We start from the raw sequence: 24,320 nt of genomic DNA on the forward strand, positions 1-24,320 counted from the left end.
ATCCAGCTGATCAAACCGATCGGCTGGCCAGGGCTCAAGCGCCGCGGCGATTTCTGGAAGCTGGCGCTGCTGGCCATGGCGGCGATCTCGCTGGCGGCCGTGCTCGGGCATTTGACATAGGTCTGCGGGCCGCCTCGGCCGTCGGTGTTCAGCTGGCGAGCACCAGACCGACGAGATGCTCGGCCAGGCGCGGTAGCCCGCCTCCGAGGCGTGGAAGCCGTCCGAGGCGAAACCCTGTTCGGGATTGGTGATCGGCAAGCGCGGGGCCGGCACCGCGCCGCGTTCAAGGCAGAGCCGTTCACCCATCCGGTTCATTGCGGTGGCGCGGATCTCGAGGATCTTGCCGAGCAGCGGCGGCATGGCCGGCGCCCGCGTGAAATCCAGCACCGGCGACCACACGACGCGTGCCTCCGGCCATTTGGCGCGCAGGCCGTAGAGCAAGCCGCCGAACTCCTTCTTGAAGCGCGGCACCGAATGAAAATTCTTGGTATCGTTGGTGCCGATGGCAAGCACGATATGCGTCCACGGATCGGCCGACAGGTTGGGCAGGACATGGTCGCGGATCTGGCCCGATGTCGCCGAATTGAAGCCGGCGGCGCGCCAGCGCACGGCGCGGCCGGTGCGCTGCGAGATCAGCACGGCGAGCTGCGCGGCAAGCCCGTCCTCGGAATTGCCGATGCCGACCGAGGCGGCCGAGGAGTCGCCCAGCACCAGAAGCGAGATACCGGGCGCCTTGCCGGCGAGTTCGTGCATGACCGGTCCCTGTGCCGGCAGCATGCGCGTTGTGCGGCGGCGCACGCCGAGCCCCTGCCAGACATAGACGGGGAAGGCGAGCCAGGTGAGAGAGGCCGGGAAGCGCATGGCGGAACCGTGGAATGATCTGCGGCAGGCTTAGCGCATGTTTGGGCCGAGGTGAACGGATCCTTGCATCGCCGGCCGGTACCCTAAGGGCATTCATCGCCCCGCAGCGACCTGTTCCCGTATTCATCGTGCAGTCGCACCCAGTCCATGAAGGTCCCGTAAGGACCGGTCTCGTCACGACCTTTCGGTGCAATGTCGAGATACTGATAGGCGCCGATGAACTGCTCGCTGCCGCGGGCGCGCGACATGAAGGTCAGGAAAATGTCACCGGTTTCGCCCTTGTAGAAGACAGTGGTGCCGGGCAGGTCCTTCGACGTCAGCACCGGTGTTTCGAAATTGTAGACCGCTTCGCCGGACGCGATCTGCTTGTCGGTGAAGGACACTTGCATATCGAAGTTGAAGTCCGACGCATAGGAAGAGACCCAGTCGAACGTCCAGCCCATGCGCTGCTTGTAGGGCTGCAGCTCGGCCAGCGGCGCCCGCGATATGGAGACAAGCGACACGTCATGATGCCTGAGATGCCGGTTGGCGCCGTCCATATGGTCGGCGACGAAGGCACAGCTTTCGCAGTGATGGGTGGAGCCCGGCGCGAACACGAAGTGATAGACGATCAACTGGCTGCGGTCGGCGAAAAGATTGGCCAGTTTCTTCGGCCCTTGCTCCGTCTCGAAGACGTAGTCCTTCCTTACTTTCAGCCAGGGCAGTTCCCGCCGCTCGGCCGCGACACGCTCGCGCAACCGCGTCAGTTCCTTCTCACGCGCCAGATGCGCCTTGTGCGCCTGGAACCAGTCTTCGCGTGAAACGACCTTGTTGCGATGCATGAACCTCTCCCTGTCTCTCATCCCAAGGACGTTCGGGACGAGCGCAAACCGACACCGCCGGCAACGCCCAGAGGAAATAGGGATGAGGAGGTCTTCCCCCAAATCGCGGATAGGAAAAACCCGGGCGCGTTGGCCCGGGTCTGAACGGGGATGGAAAAGCTGGGCTCAGGCGGCCTGTTCGAGGCCAGGCTTCCATTTTCCGAGCGCAGCCAGATAGTTCATATGGGCGCGATGGGTGAAGGCGGCCTGGCCGGCGGCGACGTTCGACGCCTTGCCGCTCCATGCCTTCTGCGGGGCAGCCTGCAGCGCACGGCCATAGGAGAAGGTCAGCTTCCACGGATGCGGACCGATGGCATTGATGGCGTTGAGGTTGGCGGTTGCCTCCTCGTCCTCCTGGCCGCCGGAGAGGAAGGCGATGCCCGGGACCGCCGCCGGCACCGTCTCGCGGAACAGTTTTATGGTCATCTCGGCGACCTTTTCGGGACTGTCCACAGTGCCCGACTTCTTGCCCGACAGGACCATGTTGGGCTTGAGGATCGTGCCTTCGAGCACGACGCGCGCCGCATGGAGTTCATCATAGAGCTTGATCAGCGTCGCCTTCGAGACCTCGTAGCAGGTGCCGATGTCGTGGGCGCCGTCCATCAGCACTTCCGGCTCGACGATCGGCACGATGCCGGCTTCCTGGCAAAGGGCGGCATAGCGGGCGAGCGCATGGGTGTTCGCGCTCATCGAAGTGGCCGAAGGCACGCCCTTGCCGGTATCGATGTCGATCACCGCGCGCCATTTGGCGAAGCGGGCGCCGAGCTTGTAGTAGTCGGCAAGGCGCTCACGCAGGCCGTCGAGGCCCTCGGTAACGGTGTCGCCGGGAAAGCCGGCGAGCGGCTTGGCGCCGGCATCGACCTTGATGCCGGGGATGGCGCCTGACGCCTTGATGATGTCGACCAGGGGCGTGCCATCGGCGGCCGTCTGGCGGATGGTCTCGTCATAGAGGATGACGCCGGAGATGTACTTGGTCATCGCGTCCTTGGCGCGAAACATCATCTCGCGATAGTCGCGGCGGCTGTCGGCGGTCGATTCGACGCCGATGACATCGAAACGCTTCTTGATGGTGCCGGAACTTTCGTCGGCGGCCAGCAGGCCCTTGCCGTTGGCCACGATCGCGGCGGCTATGTCTTCGAGACGTTCGCTCATCATGCTTCTCCTGAGAGGGGTTCGTTCCGCGCTTAACGGAAGTCTACCGCCAAAGGAATGGCATCGGAAAGCTCGAATCGATTGAAAGTCCCGGGCGTCTCTTTGTGTCGATCGCCTTGCTTGTTCCAGCCGCATGTCCGCGGCGCCAGGCGTTTCGGCTTGGCTGCAAAATGCGCTTGAGTCTCGACGCAATTCCCAAGGGAAAGCTCTACGCGCTTTTTCCCGGGAAAACCGTCTCACGCTTTTGCTGGAATTGCTTAGCGCTTCAGCACGTCGACGCCTGGCAGCGGCTTGCCTTCCATCCATTCCAGGAAGGCGCCGCCGGCGGTCGAGACATAGGTGAAGTCATCGGCGACGCCGGCGTGGTTGAGCGCCGCCACCGTATCGCCGCCACCGGCGACCGAAACCAGCTTGCCGGCCTTGGTGCGCGCGGCCGCGTGTTTTGCCGCCGCCACCGTGGCGTGATCGAACGGCGCGATCTCGAAAGCGCCGAGCGGGCCGTTCCAGACCAGGGTCGCGGCGCGGTCGATCCATTCGCCGATCGTCTTCACGGTCTTTTCGCCGACATCCAGAATCATGCCGTCGGCCGGCACGTCGGCGATGGCAACAGTCTCGCAAGCGGCGCCGGCCTTGAATTCCTTGGCGACGACGCCGTCGACCGGCAGGATGATGGCGCAGCCGGCCTCGGCCGCCTCGATCATGATCTGCTTGGCGGTGGCGGCAAGGTCATGCTCGCACAGCGACTTGCCGACATCGGTGCCGCGCGCGGCAAGGAAGGTGTTGGCCATGCCGCCGCCGATCACCAGCGCGTCGACCTTCTTCACCAGGTTCATCAACAGGTCGATCTTGGTCGAGACCTTGGCGCCGCCGACGATGGCGACGACCGGGCGGACCGGATTGCCCAGCCCCTTCTCCAGCGCTTCGAGCTCGGCCTGCATGGTGCGGCCGGCAAAGGAAGGCAGCAGATGCGCCAGCCCTTCAGTGGAAGAGTGGGCGCGGTGCGCCGCGGAAAAGGCGTCGTTGACGAAAATGTCGCCATTGGCGGCGAGCCGCTCGCTGAAGGCCGGGTCGTTCTTCTCCTCGGCCTTGTAGAAACGGGTGTTTTCGAAGAGCAGCACGTCGCCCTTGTTCATGGCCGCGACGGCACTTCCCGCCGTGTCGCCGACGCAATCCGAGGCAAAGCCGACGGGGCGGCCGAGCACCTCGGCGGTTGCCCTGGCGATCGGCTCCAGCGAGAATTCCGGCGATGGCCCATCCTTGGGCCGGCCGAAATGGGCGAGCAGGATGACCTTGGCGCCCTTGCCCGACAGTTCGGCGATGGTCGGCGCGATGCGTTCGATGCGGGTGGTGTCGGTGACCTTGCCGTCGGCGACGGGAACGTTGAGGTCGACGCGCACCAGCACGCGCTTACCGCTGATGTTGCCGATATCGTCCAGTGTCTTGAAGGCGGCCATGCGGATTCCTTTCCTCGAAAAATCGCCGGGACCATACCCCGCATCGGTGCCGATGCAAGGCTTTGGCCGCGGCGCGGTGCGAAATTTTGAGGCGGGCGCGAACATAGTCCGTGAAGATCGCCCCATGATGCCGGGGCAAGGCAAACGATCGCTCTTTTCAGCTCCCTGTCGTGGCCTTTTCAACCGGCGGGCTCGGGCGGCTCATCTTTTTGGGCTGCCGCCTCCTGCGTCTCGGTCGGCTTGCGCCAATTGCGGATGAAGGCGCTGAGACGGTCGCCCATCTCGCCGGCGCTCAGGAACACCGGCACCCGCGCCACCGGCGCGGTCGGCTCGAAGGAAAGACCGAGACCCGTGATCCTGCCCTTGTCGTCGACATCCCTGACGATCAGCTCGATCGAGCCGATCAGCACCCGATCGGCATATTCGGCATGGCCGCCAAGCCGCGCCGTGACCAGAGCGCCGACGGTGAGCTTCTGCTCCGCCTCGGTCAGGCCCGGCGCGTAGGCTGCCTCAAGCTCGGCGGCGGAGCGCGCCGGGTCGACGGCGAAGGCGCCGAAGAAATCGGCGTCTTCCGGGTCGACCACCGCGCGGCTGGCGAAAAGCTTGTCGAGCAGGCGCGGATAGCGGTCCGGCACGAAGATGTAGACCTGGTCGCCGGCGGCGAGCCGGCCCATGTCCTGAAAGCGCATCGAGCGGCCGTCGCGCAGCACCAGCGAGGGCCGCGCCCAGCGCGGAATGCGCTCGCCGCGCGCCACCGGGCTGCCATGCGCCACGCGATAGGCGAGGAGCTCGTGGTGGGCGGAGCCGGGGAGTTCGAGTTCGACCTTGTCCAGCGGTCCGAGGCGCGCCGGCACGATGAGGCCGAGGCGACGCGCCAGCGGGCCGACCGTCCAGCCCTGGATGACGAGCGACACCAGCACGATGATGAAGGCGGCGTTGAAGATGGTGCGGCCGTTCTCAAGCCCGCCAAGCAATGGGGTGATGGCGAGCAGGATCGAGACGGCGCCGCGCAGGCCGACCCAGGAGACGAAGGCGACTTCGGGGCGCGGCAGGCGGAACGGGATCAGGCAGAGCCAGACAGCGATCGGGCGGGCGACGAACATCAGGAAAAGGCCAAGCGCTATCGCCGGCACCATGATCGCCGGAAATTGCGAAGGGGTGGCGAACAGGCCAAGGATCAGGAACATGATGATCTGCGCCAGCCATGACATGCCGTCCTGGAAACGCTTGAGGATGGTGACGGCGCGGATGTCGGAATTACCGGCAATGAGGCCGGCGATATAGACCGCCAAGAAACCGGAGCCGCCGACGGCGCCGGCGGCGGCGAAGACCATCAGCGACAGCGTCAGCACGAAGATCGGCAGCAGGCCGTGGTCGAGATTGAGCCGGTCGACGAGACGCACGATGGCAAGACCGCCGAGTGCGCCGATGATGGCGCCAAGGCCCATATTGACGAGGAAGCCGAGGATCAGGCTGGTGACCAGGACATTGGTTTCGGGGTTGGCGTGGGCGGCGATGACCTCGACCAGGGTGATGGTCAGGAAGATGGCGATCGGGTCGTTGGTGCCGGATTCCACTTCGAGCGTCGAGCGGACGCGCTCGCGCAGATTGATCTCGCCGGCGCGCAGCAGGAAGAACACCGCCGCGGCGTCGGTCGAAGCGACGGCGGCGCCGAGCAGGAAGGATTCCAGCCAGCTGAGGTCAAGCAGATAGTAGGCGGCCGCGCCGAACAGGCCGGTGGTGAGAAGCACGCCGAAGGTCGCCAGCGAGAGCGCCGGGCCTGCCGCCTGCCGCAAGGCGTTGAGCGGTGTACCGAAGCCGGAATCGAACAGGATGACCGCCAGCGCCAGTGAGCCGGCAAAATAGGCGATGCGGGCATTGTCGAATTCGATGCCGAGGCCGTCGGTTCCGGTGGCGAGCCCGATGCAGAGAAAGAGCAGCAGGAGGGGGGCGCCGAAGCGGAAGGCGATCAGGCTCGAAAACGCGGCGGCGACAACGAGCGCCGTGCCGACCAGCGTGACGAGATAGATCGCATGCTCCATCCGTGACTTGCCCCTCGAATTCCTCTGTCTTCCCGATTACGCGAGAGTGGGGCGAAGGCATGGCCAGTGCAAGGCGCGGGGGTGGTTTTTTACCCTATGCCGCTGATTTTCGACGGTTTTGCGATTGCTGCTTCGGCAAACGAAAAACGCCCGGTCAAAGCCGGGCGTTTCGATGTCGCGAGACGGAGCCCCGCGATCAGGCGATGGTCTTGCCGAAGGCGACGGCGGTGTCGCCCATGCGGTTGGAGAAGCCCCACTCATTGTCGTACCACGACAGCACCGAAACGAAGTTGCCGTCCATCACCTTGGTCTGGTCGAGCGCCATGATCGAGGAGTGCGGATCATGGTTGAAGTCGATCGACACGTTCGGGTGATGGGTGACGCCGAGGATGCCTTTCAGCTTGCCGTTGGAGGAGGCGATGACCGCTTCGTTGATTTCCTGCACCGTGGTGGCGCGCTTGGCGATGAACTTGAAGTCGACGACCGAGACGTTCGGGGTCGGCACGCGGATCGAGATGCCGTCGAGCTTGCCCTTGAGGTCGGGGAGCACGAGGCCGATCGCCTTGGCCGCACCGGTCGAGGTCGGGATCTGCGACAGCGCCGCTGCACGGGCGCGGTAGAGATCCTTGTGCATGGTGTCCAGCGTCGGCTGGTCGCCAGTGTAGGAATGGATGGTCGTCATCATGCCTTTTTCGATGCCGACCGTCTCGTGCAGCACGGCGGCCAGCGGCGCCAGGCAGTTGGTGGTGCACGACGCGTTCGAGATGACGATGTGGTCCTTGGTCAGCTTGTCGTGGTTGATGCCGTAGACCACGGTCAGGTCAGCGCCATCGGCAGGTGCGGAGACCAGCACGCGCTTGGCGCCGGCGGTCAGGTGCGCGGCGGCCTTGTCACGGGCGGTGAAGATGCCGGTGCATTCGAGCGCGATGTCGACGCCGAGCTCCTTCCACGGCAGCTGCGTCGGGTCCTTGATGGCGGTGACCTTGAACTTTTCCCTGCCGACGGTGATCTGGTCGCCGGACACCGACACTTCATGCGGGAAGCGGCCATGCACGCTGTCGTAGCGCAGCAGGTGCGCATTGGTCTCGACCGGGCCGAGATCGTTGACGGCGACGACGTCGATGTCCTTGCGGCCGGATTCATGGATGGCGCGCAGGATGTTGCGGCCGATGCGGCCGAATCCGTTGATGGCAACTCTGACGGTCATTTTTCTCTCCCTGGGAGCTGGAAGGCTGACGATGGGTCCGCAGCTTCATAGCGGCGGACGGGCAAAGAATCCAGCCAAAGCGATGTAGATTTAAATCGATTAGGTTGGGCCAGTCCGGCGAAATCGCTTTGCGCGGTTTCGCCGGGGCGTTTTTGTTTGGTGCCTGCCGTCATCCCAAACCGCGACACAGTTTTGGGCGGCCTGCACAGCCTTACTTGGCGTGCAGGCGGGCTTCCACCGCCTTGGCCGCTGCCTCGGCGGTGATGCCGAAATGCGGGTAGAGCTGCTCGATCGTGCCGGAGGCGCCGAAGCCGGTCATGCCGACGAAGATGCCGTCCGAGCCGATGAGATGATCCCAGCCCTGGCGGATGCCGGCCTCGATCGCCATCTTGATCGGCGCGTTGCCGATCGTCTTCTTGCGGTAGTCGTCGCTCTGCTTGTCGAACAGCTCGAAGCAAGGCACCGACACGACGCGGGTCGGGTGACCGTGCTTCTCGAGCAGGTCGCGGGCGCCGAGCGCGATCTCGACCTCGGAGCCGGTGGCGAAGATCGTCACCGCCGCCTCGCCGCTGGCCGCGGCCAGTTCGTAAGCGCCCTGGCTGCTCAGGTTCTTGGCCGAATGCTCGGTGCGCACGGTCGGCAGGTTCTGGCGGGTCAGCGCCAGCGTCGACGGCGTCTTTTCGGATTCGAGCGCGATCTGCCAGCATTCCGCGGTTTCCACGGCGTCGGCTGGACGGAAAACATTGTGGTTGGGAATGGCGCGCAGGGCCGCCAGATGCTCGACCGGCTGGTGGGTCGGGCCGTCTTCGCCCAGACCGATGGAATCATGGGTCATGACGAAGATCGAGCGGATGCCCATCAGCGATGACAGCCGCATCGACGGGCGGGCATAGTCGGAGAAGCACATGAAGGTGCCGCCATAGGCGATGAGGCCGCCATGCAGCGTCAGGCCGTTGATGGCCGCCGCCATGCCATGCTCGCGGATGCCGTAGTGGACATAGCGCTGGCCATAATCGTCCGGCGTGATGTTCTTGGTCTGGCTGGTCTTGGTGTTGTTGGAGCCGGTCAGGTCGGCGGAGCCGCCGATGGTTTCCGGCACGGCGCCGTTGATGACCTCAAGCGCCATTTCCGACGATTTGCGGGTGGCGACCTTCGGCTTGTCGACCGAGAGCTTCTTCTTGTAGTCGGCGATGACGGCGTCGAAATTGGACGGCAGCTTGCCGGCGAGGCGGCGCTCGAACTCGGCCTTCAGCTTCGGCTCTGCCTTGGCGAGACGGCCCTCCCAGTCAGCCCGCGGCTTGGCGCCGGCCTTGCCGGCGGCGCGCCAGGCATCGAGGATGTCGGCCGGAATCTCGAAGGGCGGCGAGCCCCAGTTGAAGAATTTGCGCGCGCCGGCGATCTCGTCGGCGCCGAGCGGCGAACCGTGCGCCTTGTTGGTACCGGCCTTGGTCGGGGCGCCGAAGCCGATGGTCGTCTTGCAGGCGATCATCGTCGGCTTGTCGGAATGGCGGGCGGCCTCGATGGCATAGGCGATGGCTTCCGGATCGGTGCCGTCGATATGGCTGGCGTTCCAGCCGGAGGCCTGGAAGCGGGCGACCTGGTCGGTGTTGTCGGCGAGCGAAACCGGGCCGTCGATCGAGATGTTGTTGTTGTCCCAGAAGACGATCAGCTTGTTGAGCTTGAGGTGCCCGGCCAGTGCGATGGCCTCCTGGGAAACGCCTTCCATCAGGCAGCCGTCGCCGGCCAGCACATAGGTGTAGTGGCTGACGAGGTCGTTGCCGAAAGCGGCGTTCATGATGCGCTCGCCGAGCGCGAAGCCGACCGAATTGGCAAGGCCCTGGCCGAGCGGGCCGGTCGTCGTCTCGATGCCGGCGGCGTGGCCGTATTCGGGATGGCCGGCGGTCTTGGAGCCGAGCTGGCGGAAATTCTTGATCTGGTCGAGGGTCATGTCCTCGTAGCCGGTCAGATAGAGCAGCGAGTAGAGCAGCATCGAACCATGGCCGGCCGACAGGATGAAGCGGTCGCGGTCGGCCCAGTGCGGGGCCTTGGCGTCAAATTTCAGGAAGCGGGTGAACAGCACCGTGGCAATGTCGGCGCAGCCCATGGGCAGGCCGGGATGGCCGGAATTGGCCTTCTCGACGGCATCCATGGAGAGAAAGCGGATCGCATTGGCCATCCGGTCATGTTGTTCACGCGACGTCATGGTTCCTCCAAAGGTGGGGGTTTGGGGGCTTGGGAGCGCCCTTGAAAAGGTGCGCGACACATAGCAGGCGCGGGCTTTTAGTCAACAAATCGGGCGCAGATTTGCCGGTCTTGTGATGCTGGCCGCGGCCCTACATTAGCGTTAGCAGGGGACAGTCGTGAGAGCTTTGTTGACGTTGCCTTCACCCGGTGCCTAATGTTTCAGGGATAACGCGTTCTGAACGCGAACGATTCGGTGATGGGCAGGGCACAGGACGAAGGCCATGACCGGGGAAACCACACTCAAGGAAGTCATCGCCAGGCTCGGCAAGGCCATCGAGGGGCTGGAAAACGCCGTCGCGGCCAAGCTGGAGCATGAACGCGATTACTCGGAAGCCGAGGCCGAGGTGCAGCGGATGAATGCCGACCGCTCCCGGCTGGCGCAGGAACTCGACAATTCCGAAGCGCGCGCCGAACGGCTGGAGGACGCCAACAAGGAAGTATCGCGACGGCTGGTGACCGCCATGGAAACCATCCGCGCCGTGTTGGACAGATAGGAGCTGGCCCATGGCACAGGTCACGGTTTCAATCGACGGCAAACAGTATCGGATGGCCTGCGACGAAGGCCAGGAAGAGCATCTGATCGACCTCGCCGAACGCTTCGACCGTTATGTCTCGCATCTGAAGGATTCTTTCGGCGAGATCGGCGACCAGCGGCTGACCGTCATGGCCGGCATCATGGTGATGGACGAACTCTCGGAACTGCAGAAGCGCGTCAAGGGCATGGAAAGCGAAGTGCTGACCTTGCGCAAGACGCGCGACGAGGCGCTGACCAAGGCCGACAAGAGCGACAGCGTGCTGACCAACGCGCTTGGCGCGCTGGCGCAGCGGATGGAAGATCTCGCCACGTCGCTGGCGGTGAAATCCTAGACTTTAGCGACGCCGACAGCGAAATTTCCACATTCCCCAGGAAAAGGCGAAAATTTTTCGCGGCCTGCATCACTGGCGGCGACCTGACCGTTTTGAACGTCGCCGATGGAGTGATAAAAGGGTGGCAGCCCGCCAACAGGCGGCATTCACAGGGGTAGGAACCATGAGCCTTCGTATCAACGACATCGCGCCGGATTTCACGGCCGAGACCACGCAGGGGACGATCAGCTTTCACGACTGGATCGGTGACGGCTGGGCGATCCTCTTCAGCCACCCGAAGAATTTCACACCGGTCTGCACCACCGAGCTCGGCACGATGGCCGGGCTGGAAGGCGAGTTCAAGAAACGCAACGTCAAGATCATCGGCATCTCCGTCGATCCGGTTGCCAGCCACGACAAATGGCAGGCCGACATCAAGACGGCGACCGGCCAAACGGTGCACTATCCGCTGATCGGCGACAAGGACCTCAAGGTCGCCAAGCTCTACGACATGCTGCCCGCCGGCGCCGGCGAGACCTCGGAAGGCCGCACACCCGCCGACAACGCCACGGTGCGCTCGGTCTATGTCATAGGGCCGGACAAGAAGATCAAGCTGGTGCTGACCTATCCGATGACCACCGGCCGCAACTTCGATGAGATCCTGCGCGCGGTCGATTCCATGCAGCTCACCGCCAAGCACCAGGTAGCGACGCCGGCAAACTGGAAGCAGGGTGAGGACGTCATCATCACCGCCGCCGTTTCCAACGAGGATGCGATCAAGCGCTTTGGCGCCTTTGACACCATCCTGCCTTATCTCAGGAAGACCAAACAGCCGTCCGCCTGAAACGGGGCGCCGGAACGGTTTTTGCCTTTTCCACCCAGGCGGGCCAAGTCATGCTTGACTGGCATGCAAGGGTGGACAACCATGCTCCTGTTGGAGCTGGGCGGAGAAAATCGTTCCTGCTGGCTGGGTTGGGGAGTTCGGGTTGGACTTGGCTTTGGCAAAACCTGGGGTCAGGGGCTTTTACGACAAGCCGACCGGAGCCATTCAGTATGTCGTCACCGATCCGGCGACAAGGCGATGCGCCATCATCGATCCGATCCTCGACTTCGATGAGAAATCCGGCGCGACGGGAACGAAGAGCGCGGATGCCCTGCTCGATTTCGTCGGGGAGAACGGGCTAGAGATCGAGTGGATCCTCGATACCCACCCGCATGCCGATCATTTCTCGGCAGCGCATTATCTGAAACGGAAGACCGGGGCGCCGACGGCGATCGGTAACAGGATCGTCGACGTCCAGAACCTGTGGAAGGCGATCTACAACTGGCCGGATTTTCCCGCCGACGGTTCGCAGTGGGACAGGCTGTTCAGGGAAGGCGAGACCTTCCTGGTCGGGACAGTCCCGGTCAAGGTGCTGTTCTCACCCGGACATACGCTGGCCTCGATCACCTATGTGGTCGGCGACGCCGCCTTCGTGCACGACACGCTGTTCATGCCCGACAGCGGCACGGCGCGAGCGGATTTCCCCGGCGGCAGTGCCGCGCGGCTGTGGCGCTCGATCCAGGACATACTGGCGCTGCCCGATGAGACGCGCGTCTTCGTCGGCCATGACTATCAGGCCGGTGGCCGCGAGCCCTTGTGGGAAAGCACGGTTGGCCAGCAGAGAGCCAGCAATATCCATCTCGTTGCCGCGCGCAGCGAAGCCGAATTCGTGGCGCTGCGCGAGGCTCGCGACAAGACATTGCCGATGCCGCGGCTGATCCTGCACGCGCTGCAGGTCAACATGAATGGCGGCCGGCTGCCGGAACCGGAAGCCAATGGCCGGCGGTATCTGAAATTTCCGCTGGATGCGCTTTGAGTTTGGTAGCCTAATCCTGATTTTGTTTCTGCCGCAGTTGACCTGCGTGACGGTACTGGCGCTTACGCTGCGGCGACTGGTAGCGCGTGGTCGTAGTTCAGGTCGGTAATTTCAGCGGGATTACCTGCCCAGATGACCAAGGGATCGCCAATCTTACGAACAATGCACGCGCTCAACATAAAGGCCGGCTGATCTCCCAACCCCTTGAGCGGTGCGCCGATAGGAAGGCGGGGAATTACAGAGGCGTTGTGCCAATGATCGGCGCGAACCATTTCGAATCCGGTGTGGACGTTAAACAGTCCGGTCCAAGCATACTTGGAGAACCGGAAGAAGTCCCAAGGCTCCTCGTGAACGGGCCACGTCTGGTGGCTTTGGATATAGGCGATGCCACCTGGCTTGAGCGCCCGGTTCAGTTCCAGTGCCGCCTTCCAAGGCATTAGCAAATGTTCGAAGGTCGAGGCAGAAAACGCAAAATCGAATCGATTGTTCAATTCGACCGGCATACTATGAGCATCGCCGACAACATCGACGTTCGGGCCAGCCATGATATCCAGCCCAACATATTTCAGTTTGGGCTCGAACATATCGCGCCGCGATATTCCACTTCGGGCGCGGCTTCCGATTTCCAGAATTGCTCGACCTTCCTGGGTGTCCTGAATGATCTGCATGAAATCAGCAAAGATGGATGACGGCTGCATTTGCTGCTCGACCGGGAGCGTCGTGAGTTCGACGATATGGAGTTGCTCGCCGTCCCTAATTGCGACGGCAGTGCCATCTGCAAGGTCAATGGATTCCGGCACATGAAAAGTGGCCATCCAGCTCCATTCCCGGGCGGATTCACCAAACACATCGACGACGTCCGGGCGGGGCATGGGAACCGACGCGCCTTGGTGCTCGGTGCCATTGACTAAAAGGACCGGCCTTCCTGTTTCAGACCAGCCAATGACGACCACCAATGATCCGAGAAGTTGCCTAACCGAATCGATAGCAAAACGCATGATCAGCTCCATCTATGATGGTGCTTATAGGAGCACTCCCTGACACAAGGAAGCCCGTTATATTATGCCCCCCCAAGGTCAGAAGCGCGAGCCTGCAACTCGCAGGGCTTCGAGCCCGGCAGATCGACAAAAGGCGGCGCCAGTCTCCCGGCGCCGCCTTTGTGTTTATTGCCGTAGCCGACTTTAAGCCGCCGGCTGTGCCTCGATGGTGCGCAGCGCCTGGGTCTGGCGCTTGGCGGCGGCCTTGACCGCATCCTGCACCTTCTCGAAGGCGCGCACCTCGATCTGACGCACGCGCTCGCGGCTGATGTCGAACTCGGCCGACAGCTCTTCCAGCGTCAGCGGCTCCTCGGCGAGGCGACGGGCCTCGAAGATGCGCCGCTCGCGCTCGTTGAGCACGGCAAGAGCGCCTGACAGCATGCCGCGCCGGTTTTCCAGCTCGTCCTGCTCGATCAGCATCTCTTCCTGGCTTTCGTGGTCATCGACCAGCCAGTCCTGCCATTCGCCGGATTCGCCTTCCGTCGCCCGGATCGGCGCGTTGAGCGAAGCGTCGCCCGACAGGCGGCGGTTCATCGACACCACCTCTGCCTCGGTAACGTTCAGCCGCGTCGCGATCTCGGTGATCTGGTCGGGCTTGAGGTCGCCGTCATCCAGCGCCTGGATCTTGCCCTTCACCTTGCGCAGGTTGAAGAACAGACGCTTCTGGTTGGCGGTCGTGCCCATCTTGACCAGGCTCCACGAGCGCAGGATGTACTCCTGGATCGAGGCCTTGATCCACCACATGGCGTAGGTCGCCAGGCGGAAACCGCGCTCGGGTTCGAATTTCTTGACGGCCTGCATCAGGCCGACATTGCCTTCCGAGATCACCTCGCCGATCGGCAGGCCGTAGCCGCGATAGCCCATGGCGATCTTGGCGACGAGCCGCAAATGGCTGGTGACGAGCTTGTGCGCGGCGGACGTGTCTTCATGCTCGGCATAACGCTTGGCGAGCATGTACTCTTCCTGCGGCTGAAGCATGGGAAAGCGGCGGATTTCTTCCAGGTAGCGGCTGAGGCCGCCTTCGCCGGAAACAATGCTAGGTAGTGACTGGGCCATGATAGCGCCCCCTCTCTATTGGAGTGATGCCCCCGAAACGCGGCGGGCATGTGACGCGAACACCAAAAGGCTCGCTCGCGACATAAAGGTCTTATACAGGAACAAAACCAGAAACGACAGGCATTTGTTCAACACGAAACAGTGTGTCACGCTGAAGTGAACAATGCCAGTCAAGTTTTTTGATGGTCGATTTCGAGCTTGTTGATGGCGGGTCAGAGATGGCGAAAGCCGCCGACGAGTTCCTCCATGTCCCTCGGTATCGGCGCCTCGAACCTCATCGTCAGATGGGTATCGGGATGGCGAAATGCAAGGAGCCAGGCATGCAAAGCCTGCCGGGAAAATGCCCTGACCTGACTTTTCAGGGGTTCCGGCAGCCGGTTGGCCTTGGTGCGGAAGGCCTGGCCGTAGTCGGGGTCGCCGATGACCGGGTGGCCGATATGGGCCATATGGACACGGATCTGGTGGGTCCGGCCGGTTTCCAGCCGGCATTCGACCAGGCTGGCGGTGGCGAATTCCTGCTGTCTTTCGCCGAAACGCTCCTGAACGGCAAAGTGGGTGACGGCGTGGCGGGCATCGTCGCGGCCTTCCGGCACCACGGCGCGGCGCACCCGGTCGGCGGCGCGGCCAAGCGGCGCATCGACCGTTCCGGTCGGCCGCTGCGGTATGCCCCAGACCAACGCCAGATAGGCGCGTTCGAGATCGCCGGTCCGGCCGTGATCGGCGAAGGCTTCCGACAGCGCCTTATGGGCGCGGTCGGTCTTGGCCACCACCATGACGCCGCTGGTCTCCTTGTCGAGGCGGTGGACGATTCCCGGCCGGCGCACCCCGCCAATGCCCGACAGGCTGTCACCGCAATGATGGATCAACGCGTTGACCAGCGTGCCGGTCCAGTTGCCGGCGCCGGGATGCACGACCAGTCCCGCCGGCTTGTTGATGACGATCAGCGCGTCGTCCTCATAAAGCACGTCGAGCGCGATGGCCTCGCCCTGCGGCGCGGCCGGCTCCGGTTCCGGCATGGCGACCGACACGCGTTCGCCCGCGATCATCCTGCGCTTGGTCTCGTCGGCCGGCTCGCCGTCGACGCTGACGGCGCCTTGCCTGATCAGCATCTGCACGCGGCTGCGCGACATGTCAGGGCCGAGGCTGGCCGCCAGCCACTGGTCGAGGCGCTGGCCGGCCGCATCCGCGCCCACCACCAGCACCGTCGGCTCGGCCGCGATGAATCGATCCTCTATCAATTCGGGGGCCTGTTCGTTATGAGCGCTCATCGAAAACCGTTCCGGAATATTTGCCATGGCCCGGCCCGATGCCGACGAAGATCAGGAAAAGCCGCTCGACCCCGAGGTCGAAAAGATGCGTGGCAAACTCGTCCGCTTCATGGCCATCAATCTCGGCCTGCTGTTGCTGGCTCTTATGGTGGTGATCGCGGCGATTGTCTACAAAGCCCGCAAGGCACCGCCGGCAAACCCGCCGCTGGCCGGTGACATCCAGGTACCGGCCGGCGAACCGCTCAGCGGCGACATCGTGCTGCCGGTCGGGGCGAAAGTGGTCAGCCAGTCGCTGTCCGGCAATCGCGTCTCGATCGACGCCGAGCTTGCCGACGGCGGCCGTGCGATCTTCGTCTATGATATCGCCGAGCGCCGCCTGATCGGGCAGTTCGCAATTCGCAACAAATAGGCCGGCCGCAACCAATGAATGGACCTCTGGCATGACAGGCTCCGCCGGACATCGTCGCGTCGCGACCGTGGCGCTGATCGTCGCCAATTATGACGAGGCGATCGCCTGGTATGTCGGGCGGCTGGGTTTCCTGCTCCTCGAGGATGTCGATCTCGGCGGCGGCAAGCGCTGGGTTACGGTAGCGCCGGCCAACGGGCAGGGCGCCCGGCTGCTGCTGGCCGAGGCCGCGGATGAGGCGCAAAGGCAAAGCATTGGCAACCAGACAGGCGGCCGGGTCTTCCTGTTCCTCGAAACCGACGACTTTGCGCGCGACCATGCGGCGATGCTGGAAAAGGGTGTCGAATTCCGCGAGGCGCCGCGTTTCGAACCCTATGGCACGGTCGCGGTTTTCGCCGATCTGCACGGCAATCTCTGGGACCTGATCGAGCCGAAACGCTAGGCTTGCGGCCAGCTTTTCTTGGATGTGGTAAAGCTGGCCAAACCCCAGTTGCTTTTTCCCAGCCATCAGCCTATATCGCCGGTTCTTGAACGCGCCCATCGTCTAGCGGTCAGGACACCGCCCTCTCACGGCGGGAACAGGGGTTCGATTCCCCTTGGGCGTACCAACAAAATCAAGCACTTAGCGCTGTCTAACCCGATTTTGTGGAACTTTTGTCTAATATACGTGCGTGGACAGTGCTTAGTGATTGTCATCCTCGTCCCACAGGCCGTGGATGCTTTTTAGTTGATCCTCTATCTCAAGGACAGCTTGCCTCAATTCCCGCCTTTGCGAATGAAATAGGCTCTGGACGGTCTTAAGCTCAGCGACGGCCGCTTGGAGCTTCTTGATCACTTTTTCCGTCCGCTGATCATCGCTCATTTTGGCCATGGCATAGCGCGCTCCGTTTTAAGCACCCTACCGCCGGGCAGTTAATCGGCCATTACGTGGGGAAGCGCGGCCAAAGCCGCCGCCTTTAGGGCGACAAGCATGCGCGCCCGCACACTTGGGGCGACGCGCTAAGTCACCCTATGTGAGGGCACCTTCCCGTTGTACTATTCTCTTTCATTTAAAGTGGATGATTCGCAGAAGGCGCGCAGATGGCAATCGATCCGCTCTCCAACACAACTCGAGTTGAGCGTCGCAATCTACTGGCAGTTTCTACCATCGCGATTACGTCAAGGGCCTTCAGTATAGTTGTAGACACCATTCCGGTGGCTGGGTTGTCCATGCATTTTTCACCAGGTGTTTTTTCGTTTCTTCTGATGATAAGCACGGTGTATTTCATCATCGTTTTTCTATTGTACTATATCATAGACCTGAAGGATTTTGAGGTTCCAAATCACCTCGCGGTGACGGACAAACTATATGCCGAAAAGGTCGCTCGTTTCCGGAGCGCAGAGATTGGGCGCTTGGCTAACATCATTAATGCGACGCTAGGTGCAGGATATCGAGTCGTTCTTAGTGAGATTTTCAGTTCTGTTTTGTCCAAGGCAGATGCTATGTGGCCTCGAAAGTTGGACAAGTCAGCAGCATTCGCTACGGGCCCTTATAGCGGTGACATCATCCAGCTTCTATATACTGCCCCGAATGCAACGTCAGGGGCATGGATCACAAAGACCGAGGATCCGGATAAGTTTTCCAAGATGGAAGAATTTTGCTTTGACACAATACTTAGATTTGGTTTTCGCGCTCGTATACACAGAATTAGGATGATGCCGTGGCTTTACTCTGTCCACATGTTGTACATGTTCAGACTCTATGCGATTGACGGAGTATTGCCCGTCTTTCTCGGAATTCTTGCAATTGCGTCACTTTATAATGCGGTAGACGTAACTTGGCTTTCTGGCCTTGTCCCTGCAAAAATCCCGTGAACTGGCGTCTAGCGACGCGCCTTCAAATCCGCCAGAAGCGAACTGAAATAGCCATCAGACGGAGCGGCACGGCGCTTTCCACGGAACGCTGCGCCACTATCGCTGTCGAGGAAGTTCTCCACCAGCGTCTCAATCGAATTCAGCGTACCGCCGCTATTGGCGATGACAGGAGCACTGCCAAACGCATATGAATCATCAACATCGAACGTCGCTTGCTTCGACAACATAGCGATAGCGCCCTCGATCAACCCAGAGGGGATCCCAGCAGCCTCGCAGGTGCTTAGCAGAGTGGCATTGATCCGCTCCTGCTTCCTCGCTTGCTTCTCCTGCGCCATGTCAGCTTCATGCTTTGCGGCTAGGTCGGCTTGCGCTTTTTCAAGCCGCTCGATTTCGCGTTCGAACGGCAGGCGCAGTTCGGTCCAGTAAGGGTCTTTCAGCTTGTAGTCCCCATCGGCCTGGGGGTTGTACCAATCGCGGTGGGTTTCCGGCACGTCCACAATGCTCTTGACGTAGAGCGGGAAGGCGAACGTCCCATCTTCAAGATGCAGCGCACGTTTGTCCATATTCATGCCTCCCTTGCATGGGCGGCGGCTAATTCCTCAAGCCGCGCCCGGTTGGTGGCGGCCAGTATTGCAGCTGGCGAGTCGATGGCGGTGCGCACAATCTTGACGAAGAGGCGCCCCGACCTGTCCGTGGCTTCCAGCGCCTTGTTCAAGCGGGTAAGGCGGGCGTAATCGGCCTTGTGAAAGCGCTCACGATAGGCGTGCCTCATCAGATTTTGCTCAGCCTCACTCAGCCCGACGAGCATAGCTGGCCCACGCAGCACGGCAGCAATGATCACTTCGTTGCCTTCGGCCTTTGCCTTCGAGATAGCTGCGTCCCTGTCCTTGGGCGTCATGCTTGCGAGGCGAGCCCTGATTTCAGCCTCGATACCCAGTGCAATGCTGTCCTTCGGTGGCGGCGGGGAGCCGGTGCGCCGCTCGATGTTGGCGATCTCAGTCATTGCCTTCGTCCGCGCCGCGTCCAGTTGCGTTGCGACGCGTCCGCCTGACTTCTCAGCGGCACTCGCCACGCGCAGAATGCTGGCTTCAAATGCCGTCGTCTTGTCGGCGAGCGCAGCCGCTTCAAGAGCAGCCAGGCTTTTTGCCTGTTCACGGGCGAGGCGCACGGCGTCCGACAACCCGGAAACCACAGGGTCGGCGACAGGCTTGCCAGTCAGCGGGTCAGTCTCAGCAAACTGGTCGATCATGCGCTCATCAAGGTCAATTGGGACGTTCAGTGCCATGTTCTTCTCCTTCAGATTAGACTTTGCGGTTTTGGAGGACGAGTAGGGCGTAGCTTGCGCGAGCAATCCCGGCTTCGATTTGGACGAAGCCGCCGCCGGATAGTTGGCGTCGGCGTGGCTCCAGCATGATGCGAACGACATCGCCGTCAGCTTCGCGGGACATGTACGTTCCCTTCAAGCCGTCGATGGTCACTGCGTCACCCGGGTTGAAGACCGGGGTCTCTGCCGGGATCAGCATTTCGGCATTTTTCTGAAAGCTTGAGTATGTTCCATCCGCGTTTTTGCGGATCAGCCTTGCATCCCTGCCGCCTCGGGCGTTTCCTAGAAATTCAAGGACGCAATATCTCAGTCCGGTACTCAACAGGACGACATCGCCAACAGCTACCATCAGATTGCCCCCTCAAGCGTTGTCATGTCTGCCGTCTCAAAGCTCATCGTCTTTTTGCGCTGCACGAGGAGCGACGCTTGCCAGCGCCACAGGGCAGTGAACGACTGGTCTGCCAAACGGAAGAAGACGAACAGGGGAGTGGCGCTGTGCACCTCGACCCGCTCGCCCTCGACTATGAACCGCTGCCCTTTCTCGAAGGCCGGTCCGGTGCGCCAACCCATGTAGATGTCATCCTCGTCCTGCATCGTCGCAACGAGATCGATGTCCCCATCAGCGTTCTTCTCGTCACGGATTAGGAACACATGCCTGCCGTCGCCCAGACAGGGGAACATGCCCTCAGGAATGACAAAGGCGACGACCCACGTCTTGCCTGAATTTGATTTCACGTAGTCACCAATGCGCATAGTTGCCCTCACATCGGAATCGCTAGAGTGCGGGTGATGGTGCTGCGGCTGGGACGCGCAACCATGTTGATGACGCCCGCCGCCGCATTGGCGATGTCGTCGTGTCCCCCCGGCGGATGGTCGATGCTTTCGCGCCCCCCTCGCGCCACGCGTCGCTCAAGACCCACCAGCTGATTCACAAGCTTCGGGTTATCCAGAAGATCGACGGTTTCGTTGTTCAGGACAGGGAGCAGATCGAGATACAGTTCGGAGCGCGTTTTATCCGCCAGCCGGTACTCGATGCCCTGCTTGCGGAACGCTTCACGGGGCCATTCGCCAGCGTATCGGTCACCCTCAACACTGCTGATGTCATACGTCTTGAGGAAGTCGGCAAACTTCTTCACCACACTTTCGGGCGAGAATGGCGGTTTCTCCTCAAGCAGTGCGTCAAGGATTGCCATGTCGGAATCCAGATGGGCGATACCCAGCGTCATGGCGTCAGAACTGCCGCCGCTTGGATCGACAAACGCGACATAGCTTCCCAGCAGCGCGCTTTCAGGCTTTCGCACTTGCGCGTCGGTCCGTATGCACCGCTCCACAACGTCAAGGCTGACGAAGGCCTCGATGTCCTCGCGCCATTCCGCCAGATATTCAGCTTTAGCACTGGCGGCGTCGCGCTCCATCGCCTCATCGACGACACGCTGCGGCAGCGTCGGATTCATCGCCCGCGTTGGTGCTTTCCAGACAAGGGGAGCGCCGTCTTTGCTCCAGAAGCGTTTCCACGCGTCAAACAGGGCACCACGGCGCGCATAGGGTGAACTGGCACAGATCAACATGCTGCCGGGTATCGTCGCCAGTCCGGGGCGCACAGCGGCAAGGATTTCAAAGTCAGGATTGGCGGAATCATCACCCGTCCGCCAAAACGCAAGTTCGTCACCCAGCACGGCGCAGAACGTGTACCCCCTTGTGCTTCTAAAGCTGGCGGTGCCGATCTCAATGGAAACGCTGTTGGACAAGTCGAAGCTTTCGGCGTTCGCAGTGACCAAGAGCTTGGCTAGCAGGGGGATGGATTCAAGCATCGCACGCACGTAGCGGACGATGATGCGCGCCTGCTTCCTGTCGGCGGCAATGACGAGCACTGTCGCTCGTTCGCCGGGGGCCAGGTACTCGCGATAGGATTTGAAGCACGCCAAGTAGACGGCGATAAGCGCCATCATGAACGACTTGCCGCCGCGCCGCCCGACGATGAGCCATGCCTCATCCGACGCTTGGGAGGGCGGCTCGCTCCTGCCTGTGTGCTCGCGGTAGAGAGCGAGTTGCGACGCGTCCAGAGGCAGGGCGAAGAGCGCGGCGAGGAAGACGAACCATGCCGCGTACGACTCGCGCCTCCTGAACCATGGGGCGAACAGGTTGGGGTCGTCGCACGCTTGCAGGATGTTCATGCCTGCCCCTGTCGAGCGAGATAGGCGTCGAGTGTCGGGGTGATGTCCTTCGACCGGCGCTTCAGTCCCAGCGCCTCCTGATTGCGTCGCAGCGTGTTGGACAGGCGCTGGTGCAGATCAAGGGCCTTGTCGTCCGCCGCGCCGTCCTGTGCGAACGCTGCTTCAAGCTTCTCGATAGCTACCTGCTGGGTGGCGATGCGGCGGACAAGACCACGCTCCATCTCGCTTATCGCGTCCTCGCCGCCCAAGTCGAGGGTGATGAGTGCCATCAAGTCTGCGAGGCGACGCACCCAGACGGTGCGTCCGTCAGTGTTGGGCAGGATGACCGCACCATTCGTCGTGGCAGCACGCGCCATCGGCTTCCTGATAGCTTTCCCGTTCCTATTCATGTCCTATCGCTTAGCTATCTGCCTGCTTGTTTTGCCGATGTTTGGGACGCCATATCGCACAAACGTTTGACAAGTCGCGCAAAGCATAGCCCAACGCGCGGACTAAAGCATTGTTTTTATTGGTATATTGGCGTCCAGCAGCGTCCAAGTTACGGCTTTGCTATAGCGGTAAGCTGGCCTTTCGGGGCTGATGTCGAGGGGAGCAGCGCATAGCGCCAAGGGGTGAAACTGATCCGCAAGAAAAAGTGCCGATTCATCGAGCATCTTTCGTCTTCGAATTTGCAGCCGCCCTACAGCGCGTTTCGCTGGCCTCCAGTGCAGTACTCGGGCAATGTGCTGTTCCACGGTGTAGCGCCCGCCTAGGCGGCAAGCCACCGGCATTCCAGAGGGATACGTCGCTGCGCAGCGCCGCTCCCATAATGCGCACACAGGGGAAGCATCTTCAGAAACAATTCCCTGCACACGCTGGATATGGGTTCAGGTTATGGCAGCTATGGATACAAGGCCCTGGATAGCCAACTGCTATAACCACTGAAAGCACTGGAAACACAAAAGCTTAGACGGTATCGGCTATCCTGCTATCGCAAAAACACGCTGCAAAAATAAAAATTATTTTTTGCTATACGTGCGCATTAACACCGCAACCGCGACAACCGTCACAACCACTAGAACTCCTCTGTCACTCCGAACTTCGGATTTGGTTCGTCCTCGGACTCAGGGGGCATCGCTTCCGCTTTGATCACCCATACATTGACTGTCCCCTTGGGGCCGGGCTTCACCCTCACAGTATCGTGCCTGCAACCCATGTCGCGGAGCATGTCGTAAACATGAACCATCGACTTGAACTTGAAGCCTTGGTTGTTCAGAAACTTCTGCAGTCCAATCGCCTTAAACCAAACATCGCCGTTTTCATCCAAGAAGGGTGAATTGCTCTCGGCGAGTTGGGCCTTTGTCGTCGTACGCGCTTGCCCCCGGCAGTACATGTGGACAACGCTTTTGAACTGGCCGAATACCGAAGCGTCTTCGGGCACAGCCACTTCGGTGCAGTTGCGCATGCTCTCGTCGAGCCACTGTTCCCAATCGGGCTGCTTCATGGTGCGAGGGTAGCGGTTAATCACCGCGCTGACTTTCTCCTGAAACATGCGCTGGTTGGTCAGTTCCCGTGTCTCAAGCATTATGCGCTTGTCATCGACCCCTAGAAACCACAGGACGGGATCACTCACGTACTTGGTCAGATGCCCGAACGCAGGCCCGTTGTCGCCAATCCCGCATGCACGCGTCACGCATACGGCGCGGTTGCAATGCGCAGCGATCGGTGGCTTTCGGCATCGGTAGAAATAATCCTTGTTCCCGACGCTCTTCGCTATGACGTTGACTTCATCCAACGTGAGCGGCGGGTCACACATTTCTGCATTGTAGACGGTAAGCTTGTCCTTCCAGTCGTCGGGGAAGCGCTTCTTGAGGTAGACGCCGACATTGTACATGCCGTCGTTCCGTGTGCCGTCAGGGAAGCCGCCGCTGGAGTGAATGAGCTGGAGGCAAGGGGGCGCGTCAGCAAGTAAGCCTCCGGGCGTGTCGGGAGGCAATACTTCAATCGCTGTGAGTTCCGCTTCGTTGACGCTCATATCCGACGCGTGGTCGAGGAACTCGGGTAGCGAAAGAGTCTCGCCCTCCCTGATGGCGTAGCGGTTGGTCTTGTCGGCGTAGAAGTATGGCATGTTGAGCCAGTTGCCGATGTCTTTCTGCGTACCGTCGCCCGTGTCATAGCGCGTGGTCTGCTTTGGGAAGATCTCGCACCCGCCGTATCCAAGGGCTGCCGACCACACAGAGAGGGCGCTGACAACGATGGTGGCATCAATTGGCTCCTTCAGAAACAGGAAACAATGCGCGCCCCCAGACTTCGAGCGGCAGATGACGAGAGGTAGTTTCAGCCCCTTGCACTTCGTCTCAAGCTGCTTGTGGTCAATATTGATCACATCGATGTCGATGCAGCCAAACAGAAGCTTGTTGTCTGAGCGGAGTGGGATGATACCAAGACCTGCCCCACTGCCCTCGACATGGGTTTTCCAAAGGTCAACCGTTGGCGGCGCGCTGTACGTGACAGCCTTGCCCTCATTTTTGCCCTTGTCGTTGACGCGATTGATCTCGTAGCGCCCGAAGGCTTTGTCATAGCCTTCGAAACGCTTCGACAAGCGCAGAATGGTGTCGTCGCTATATTGGCCCATGTGCCGCAAGTCCTTGTTATGGTTATTTTTCGCGGCTATTGTCCCAACAAGGACCCCGCAAG

General features: G+C 61.4%; 24 protein-coding genes, 1 tRNA gene and 1 pseudogene. 8 read left to right on the forward strand and 18 right to left on the reverse strand.

The genetic code is table 11. The features are described from left to right. Positions 1-148 precede the first annotated feature (148 nt). From FJV83_RS24070 to tkt, 7 genes and pseudogenes are all read right to left on the reverse strand, one after another. Positions 149-861, reverse strand: a pseudogene (locus tag FJV83_RS24070) (SGNH/GDSL hydrolase family protein). 83 nt (positions 862-944) lie between these two features. Then, the gene (locus FJV83_RS24075) at positions 945-1,682 is read right to left on the reverse strand and encodes a thioredoxin family protein (protein ID WP_142885726.1); all 738 of its coding nucleotides are present in this window, start codon (positions 1,680-1,682) and stop codon (positions 945-947) included. A gap of 165 nt (positions 1,683-1,847) precedes the next feature. Further along, entirely contained in the window at positions 1,848-2,873 is a 1,026-nt protein-coding gene (locus FJV83_RS24080) for a class I fructose-bisphosphate aldolase (RefSeq protein ID WP_142885725.1), read from the reverse strand. A 257-nt stretch (positions 2,874-3,130) separates the two neighbouring features. Further along, positions 3,131-4,327 (reverse strand): phosphoglycerate kinase, encoded by a 1,197-nt coding sequence (locus FJV83_RS24085; RefSeq protein ID WP_142885724.1) that lies wholly within the window; start codon positions 4,325-4,327, stop codon positions 3,131-3,133. A gap of 179 nt (positions 4,328-4,506) precedes the next feature. Next, a complete protein-coding gene (locus FJV83_RS24090; protein WP_142885723.1) occupies positions 4,507-6,369 on the reverse strand; it encodes a potassium/proton antiporter in 1,863 nt (620 codons plus the stop codon). A 196-nt stretch (positions 6,370-6,565) separates the two neighbouring features. Then, positions 6,566-7,576: a type I glyceraldehyde-3-phosphate dehydrogenase gene (gene gap, locus FJV83_RS24095; RefSeq protein ID WP_142885722.1), complete on the reverse strand. Its 1,011-nt coding sequence runs from the start codon at positions 7,574-7,576 to the stop codon at positions 6,566-6,568. 211 nt (positions 7,577-7,787) lie between these two features. Further along, a complete protein-coding gene (gene tkt / locus FJV83_RS24100) occupies positions 7,788-9,779 on the reverse strand; it encodes a transketolase (RefSeq protein WP_095772135.1) in 1,992 nt (663 codons plus the stop codon). A 262-nt stretch (positions 9,780-10,041) separates the two neighbouring features. On the opposite strand from tkt, the gene FJV83_RS24105 reads away from it, so the two are divergent. From FJV83_RS24105 to FJV83_RS24120, 4 genes are all read left to right on the forward strand, one after another. Next, a complete protein-coding gene (locus FJV83_RS24105; protein WP_006200774.1) occupies positions 10,042-10,314 on the forward strand; it encodes a DUF4164 domain-containing protein in 273 nt (90 codons plus the stop codon). Positions 10,315-10,324: 10 nt separating this feature from the next. Beyond that, on the forward strand, positions 10,325-10,687 hold the full coding sequence (locus tag FJV83_RS24110; RefSeq protein WP_010911917.1) for a cell division protein ZapA: 363 nt from the start codon (positions 10,325-10,327) through the stop codon (positions 10,685-10,687). 163 nt (positions 10,688-10,850) lie between these two features. Beyond that, positions 10,851-11,510, forward strand: coding sequence for a peroxiredoxin (locus tag FJV83_RS24115; RefSeq protein ID WP_010911916.1), 660 nt, complete (start codon positions 10,851-10,853; stop codon positions 11,508-11,510). A 148-nt stretch (positions 11,511-11,658) separates the two neighbouring features. Continuing rightward, on the forward strand, positions 11,659-12,525 hold the full coding sequence (locus FJV83_RS24120) for an MBL fold metallo-hydrolase (protein ID WP_246691910.1): 867 nt from the start codon (positions 11,659-11,661) through the stop codon (positions 12,523-12,525). Between the two features lie 62 nt (positions 12,526-12,587). On the opposite strand, the gene FJV83_RS24125 is transcribed toward FJV83_RS24120, so the two are convergent. The 3 genes from FJV83_RS24125 to FJV83_RS24135 all read right to left on the reverse strand — a co-directional run bounded on the left by FJV83_RS24125 (position 12,588) and on the right by FJV83_RS24135 (position 15,886). Beyond that, the gene (locus FJV83_RS24125; RefSeq protein ID WP_185973361.1) at positions 12,588-13,523 is read right to left on the reverse strand and encodes a class I SAM-dependent methyltransferase; all 936 of its coding nucleotides are present in this window, start codon (positions 13,521-13,523) and stop codon (positions 12,588-12,590) included. A gap of 183 nt (positions 13,524-13,706) precedes the next feature. Next, entirely contained in the window at positions 13,707-14,618 is a 912-nt protein-coding gene (gene rpoH / locus FJV83_RS24130; protein ID WP_095772137.1) for an RNA polymerase sigma factor RpoH, read from the reverse strand. 212 nt (positions 14,619-14,830) lie between these two features. Then, entirely contained in the window at positions 14,831-15,886 is a 1,056-nt protein-coding gene (locus FJV83_RS24135) for an RluA family pseudouridine synthase (RefSeq protein WP_142885719.1), read from the reverse strand. Positions 15,887-15,911: 25 nt separating this feature from the next. Here FJV83_RS24135 and FJV83_RS24140 point away from each other — a divergent pair, with 25 nt between their 5' ends. The 3 genes from FJV83_RS24140 to FJV83_RS24150 all read left to right on the forward strand — a co-directional run bounded on the left by FJV83_RS24140 (position 15,912) and on the right by FJV83_RS24150 (position 16,900). Further along, the gene (locus tag FJV83_RS24140; RefSeq protein WP_095772138.1) at positions 15,912-16,295 is read left to right on the forward strand and encodes a fimbrial protein; all 384 of its coding nucleotides are present in this window, start codon (positions 15,912-15,914) and stop codon (positions 16,293-16,295) included. Between the two features lie 31 nt (positions 16,296-16,326). Further along, positions 16,327-16,734, forward strand: coding sequence for a VOC family protein (locus tag FJV83_RS24145; RefSeq protein ID WP_095772139.1), 408 nt, complete (start codon positions 16,327-16,329; stop codon positions 16,732-16,734). 91 nt (positions 16,735-16,825) lie between these two features. Then, positions 16,826-16,900: transfer RNA gene (locus tag FJV83_RS24150), tRNA-Glu, on the forward strand. 74 nt (positions 16,901-16,974) lie between these two features. Here the strand turns inward: FJV83_RS24150 and FJV83_RS24155 are convergent. Then, positions 16,975-17,163, reverse strand: coding sequence for a hypothetical protein (locus tag FJV83_RS24155; RefSeq protein ID WP_142885718.1), 189 nt, complete (start codon positions 17,161-17,163; stop codon positions 16,975-16,977). 209 nt (positions 17,164-17,372) lie between these two features. On the opposite strand from FJV83_RS24155, the gene FJV83_RS24160 reads away from it, so the two are divergent. Continuing rightward, complete coding sequence (locus tag FJV83_RS24160; RefSeq protein ID WP_142885717.1) at positions 17,373-18,146, forward strand: hypothetical protein; 774 nt, start codon at positions 17,373-17,375, stop codon at positions 18,144-18,146. 8 nt (positions 18,147-18,154) lie between these two features. On the opposite strand, the gene FJV83_RS24165 is transcribed toward FJV83_RS24160, so the two are convergent. From FJV83_RS24165 to FJV83_RS24195, 7 genes are all read right to left on the reverse strand, one after another. After that, the gene (locus FJV83_RS24165; RefSeq protein ID WP_142885716.1) at positions 18,155-18,709 is read right to left on the reverse strand and encodes a hypothetical protein; all 555 of its coding nucleotides are present in this window, start codon (positions 18,707-18,709) and stop codon (positions 18,155-18,157) included. Positions 18,710-18,711: 2 nt separating this feature from the next. Then, a complete protein-coding gene (locus FJV83_RS24170) occupies positions 18,712-19,431 on the reverse strand; it encodes a hypothetical protein (protein WP_142885715.1) in 720 nt (239 codons plus the stop codon). 16 nt (positions 19,432-19,447) lie between these two features. Then, positions 19,448-19,819, reverse strand: a complete 372-nt coding sequence (locus FJV83_RS24175; RefSeq protein WP_142885714.1) for a hypothetical protein — start codon at positions 19,817-19,819, stop codon at positions 19,448-19,450. Then, a complete protein-coding gene (locus FJV83_RS24180; RefSeq protein ID WP_142885713.1) occupies positions 19,819-20,223 on the reverse strand; it encodes a hypothetical protein in 405 nt (134 codons plus the stop codon). The genes FJV83_RS24175 and FJV83_RS24180 overlap by 1 nt, the downstream gene beginning before the upstream one ends. Before the next feature lie 8 nt (positions 20,224-20,231). Next, positions 20,232-21,644 (reverse strand): hypothetical protein, encoded by a 1,413-nt coding sequence (locus tag FJV83_RS24185; RefSeq protein ID WP_142885712.1) that lies wholly within the window; start codon positions 21,642-21,644, stop codon positions 20,232-20,234. Next, positions 21,641-22,033, reverse strand: a complete 393-nt coding sequence (locus FJV83_RS24190) for a hypothetical protein (protein WP_246691911.1) — start codon at positions 22,031-22,033, stop codon at positions 21,641-21,643. Before FJV83_RS24190 ends, FJV83_RS24185 begins: the two co-directional genes overlap by 4 nt. A 665-nt stretch (positions 22,034-22,698) precedes the next feature. Then, positions 22,699-24,258: a hypothetical protein gene (locus FJV83_RS24195; protein WP_142885710.1), complete on the reverse strand. Its 1,560-nt coding sequence runs from the start codon at positions 24,256-24,258 to the stop codon at positions 22,699-22,701. Between the last annotated feature and the right edge of the window lie 62 nt (positions 24,259-24,320).

Origin of the sequence: Mesorhizobium sp. WSM4307, assembly GCF_007003945.1 — a bacterium.
GTDB lineage: Bacteria > Pseudomonadota > Alphaproteobacteria > Rhizobiales > Rhizobiaceae > Mesorhizobium.

What these genes read in the sequence shown, in the direction of transcription:
- FJV83_RS24075 (WP_142885726.1), bottom strand. Translation starts at nt 1,682, where the DNA reads ATGCATCGCAACAAGGTCGTTTCACGCGAAGACTGGTTCCAGGCGCAC.
- FJV83_RS24080 (WP_142885725.1), bottom strand. Translation starts at nt 2,873, where the DNA reads ATGAGCGAACGTCTCGAAGACATAGCCGCCGCGATCGTGGCCAACGGC.
- FJV83_RS24085 (WP_142885724.1), bottom strand. Translation starts at nt 4,327, where the DNA reads ATGGCCGCCTTCAAGACACTGGACGATATCGGCAACATCAGCGGTAAG.
- FJV83_RS24090 (WP_142885723.1), bottom strand. Translation starts at nt 6,369, where the DNA reads ATGGAGCATGCGATCTATCTCGTCACGCTGGTCGGCACGGCGCTCGTT.
- gap (WP_142885722.1), bottom strand. Translation starts at nt 7,576, where the DNA reads ATGACCGTCAGAGTTGCCATCAACGGATTCGGCCGCATCGGCCGCAAC.
- tkt (WP_095772135.1), bottom strand. Translation starts at nt 9,779, where the DNA reads ATGACGTCGCGTGAACAACATGACCGGATGGCCAATGCGATCCGCTTT.
- FJV83_RS24105 (WP_006200774.1), top strand. Translation starts at nt 10,042, where the DNA reads ATGACCGGGGAAACCACACTCAAGGAAGTCATCGCCAGGCTCGGCAAG.
- FJV83_RS24110 (WP_010911917.1), top strand. Translation starts at nt 10,325, where the DNA reads ATGGCACAGGTCACGGTTTCAATCGACGGCAAACAGTATCGGATGGCC.
- FJV83_RS24115 (WP_010911916.1), top strand. Translation starts at nt 10,851, where the DNA reads ATGAGCCTTCGTATCAACGACATCGCGCCGGATTTCACGGCCGAGACC.
- FJV83_RS24125 (WP_185973361.1), bottom strand. Translation starts at nt 13,523, where the DNA reads ATGCGTTTTGCTATCGATTCGGTTAGGCAACTTCTCGGATCATTGGTG.
- rpoH (WP_095772137.1), bottom strand. Translation starts at nt 14,618, where the DNA reads ATGGCCCAGTCACTACCTAGCATTGTTTCCGGCGAAGGCGGCCTCAGC.
- FJV83_RS24135 (WP_142885719.1), bottom strand. Translation starts at nt 15,886, where the DNA reads ATGAGCGCTCATAACGAACAGGCCCCCGAATTGATAGAGGATCGATTC.
- FJV83_RS24140 (WP_095772138.1), top strand. Translation starts at nt 15,912, where the DNA reads ATGGCCCGGCCCGATGCCGACGAAGATCAGGAAAAGCCGCTCGACCCC.
- FJV83_RS24145 (WP_095772139.1), top strand. Translation starts at nt 16,327, where the DNA reads ATGACAGGCTCCGCCGGACATCGTCGCGTCGCGACCGTGGCGCTGATC.
- FJV83_RS24155 (WP_142885718.1), bottom strand. Translation starts at nt 17,163, where the DNA reads ATGGCCAAAATGAGCGATGATCAGCGGACGGAAAAAGTGATCAAGAAG.
- FJV83_RS24160 (WP_142885717.1), top strand. Translation starts at nt 17,373, where the DNA reads ATGGCAATCGATCCGCTCTCCAACACAACTCGAGTTGAGCGTCGCAAT.
- FJV83_RS24165 (WP_142885716.1), bottom strand. Translation starts at nt 18,709, where the DNA reads ATGGACAAACGTGCGCTGCATCTTGAAGATGGGACGTTCGCCTTCCCG.
- FJV83_RS24170 (WP_142885715.1), bottom strand. Translation starts at nt 19,431, where the DNA reads ATGGCACTGAACGTCCCAATTGACCTTGATGAGCGCATGATCGACCAG.
- FJV83_RS24175 (WP_142885714.1), bottom strand. Translation starts at nt 19,819, where the DNA reads ATGGTAGCTGTTGGCGATGTCGTCCTGTTGAGTACCGGACTGAGATAT.
- FJV83_RS24180 (WP_142885713.1), bottom strand. Translation starts at nt 20,223, where the DNA reads ATGCGCATTGGTGACTACGTGAAATCAAATTCAGGCAAGACGTGGGTC.
- FJV83_RS24185 (WP_142885712.1), bottom strand. Translation starts at nt 21,644, where the DNA reads ATGAACATCCTGCAAGCGTGCGACGACCCCAACCTGTTCGCCCCATGG.
- FJV83_RS24190 (WP_246691911.1), bottom strand. Translation starts at nt 22,033, where the DNA reads ATGAATAGGAACGGGAAAGCTATCAGGAAGCCGATGGCGCGTGCTGCC.
- FJV83_RS24195 (WP_142885710.1), bottom strand. Translation starts at nt 24,258, where the DNA reads ATGGGCCAATATAGCGACGACACCATTCTGCGCTTGTCGAAGCGTTTC.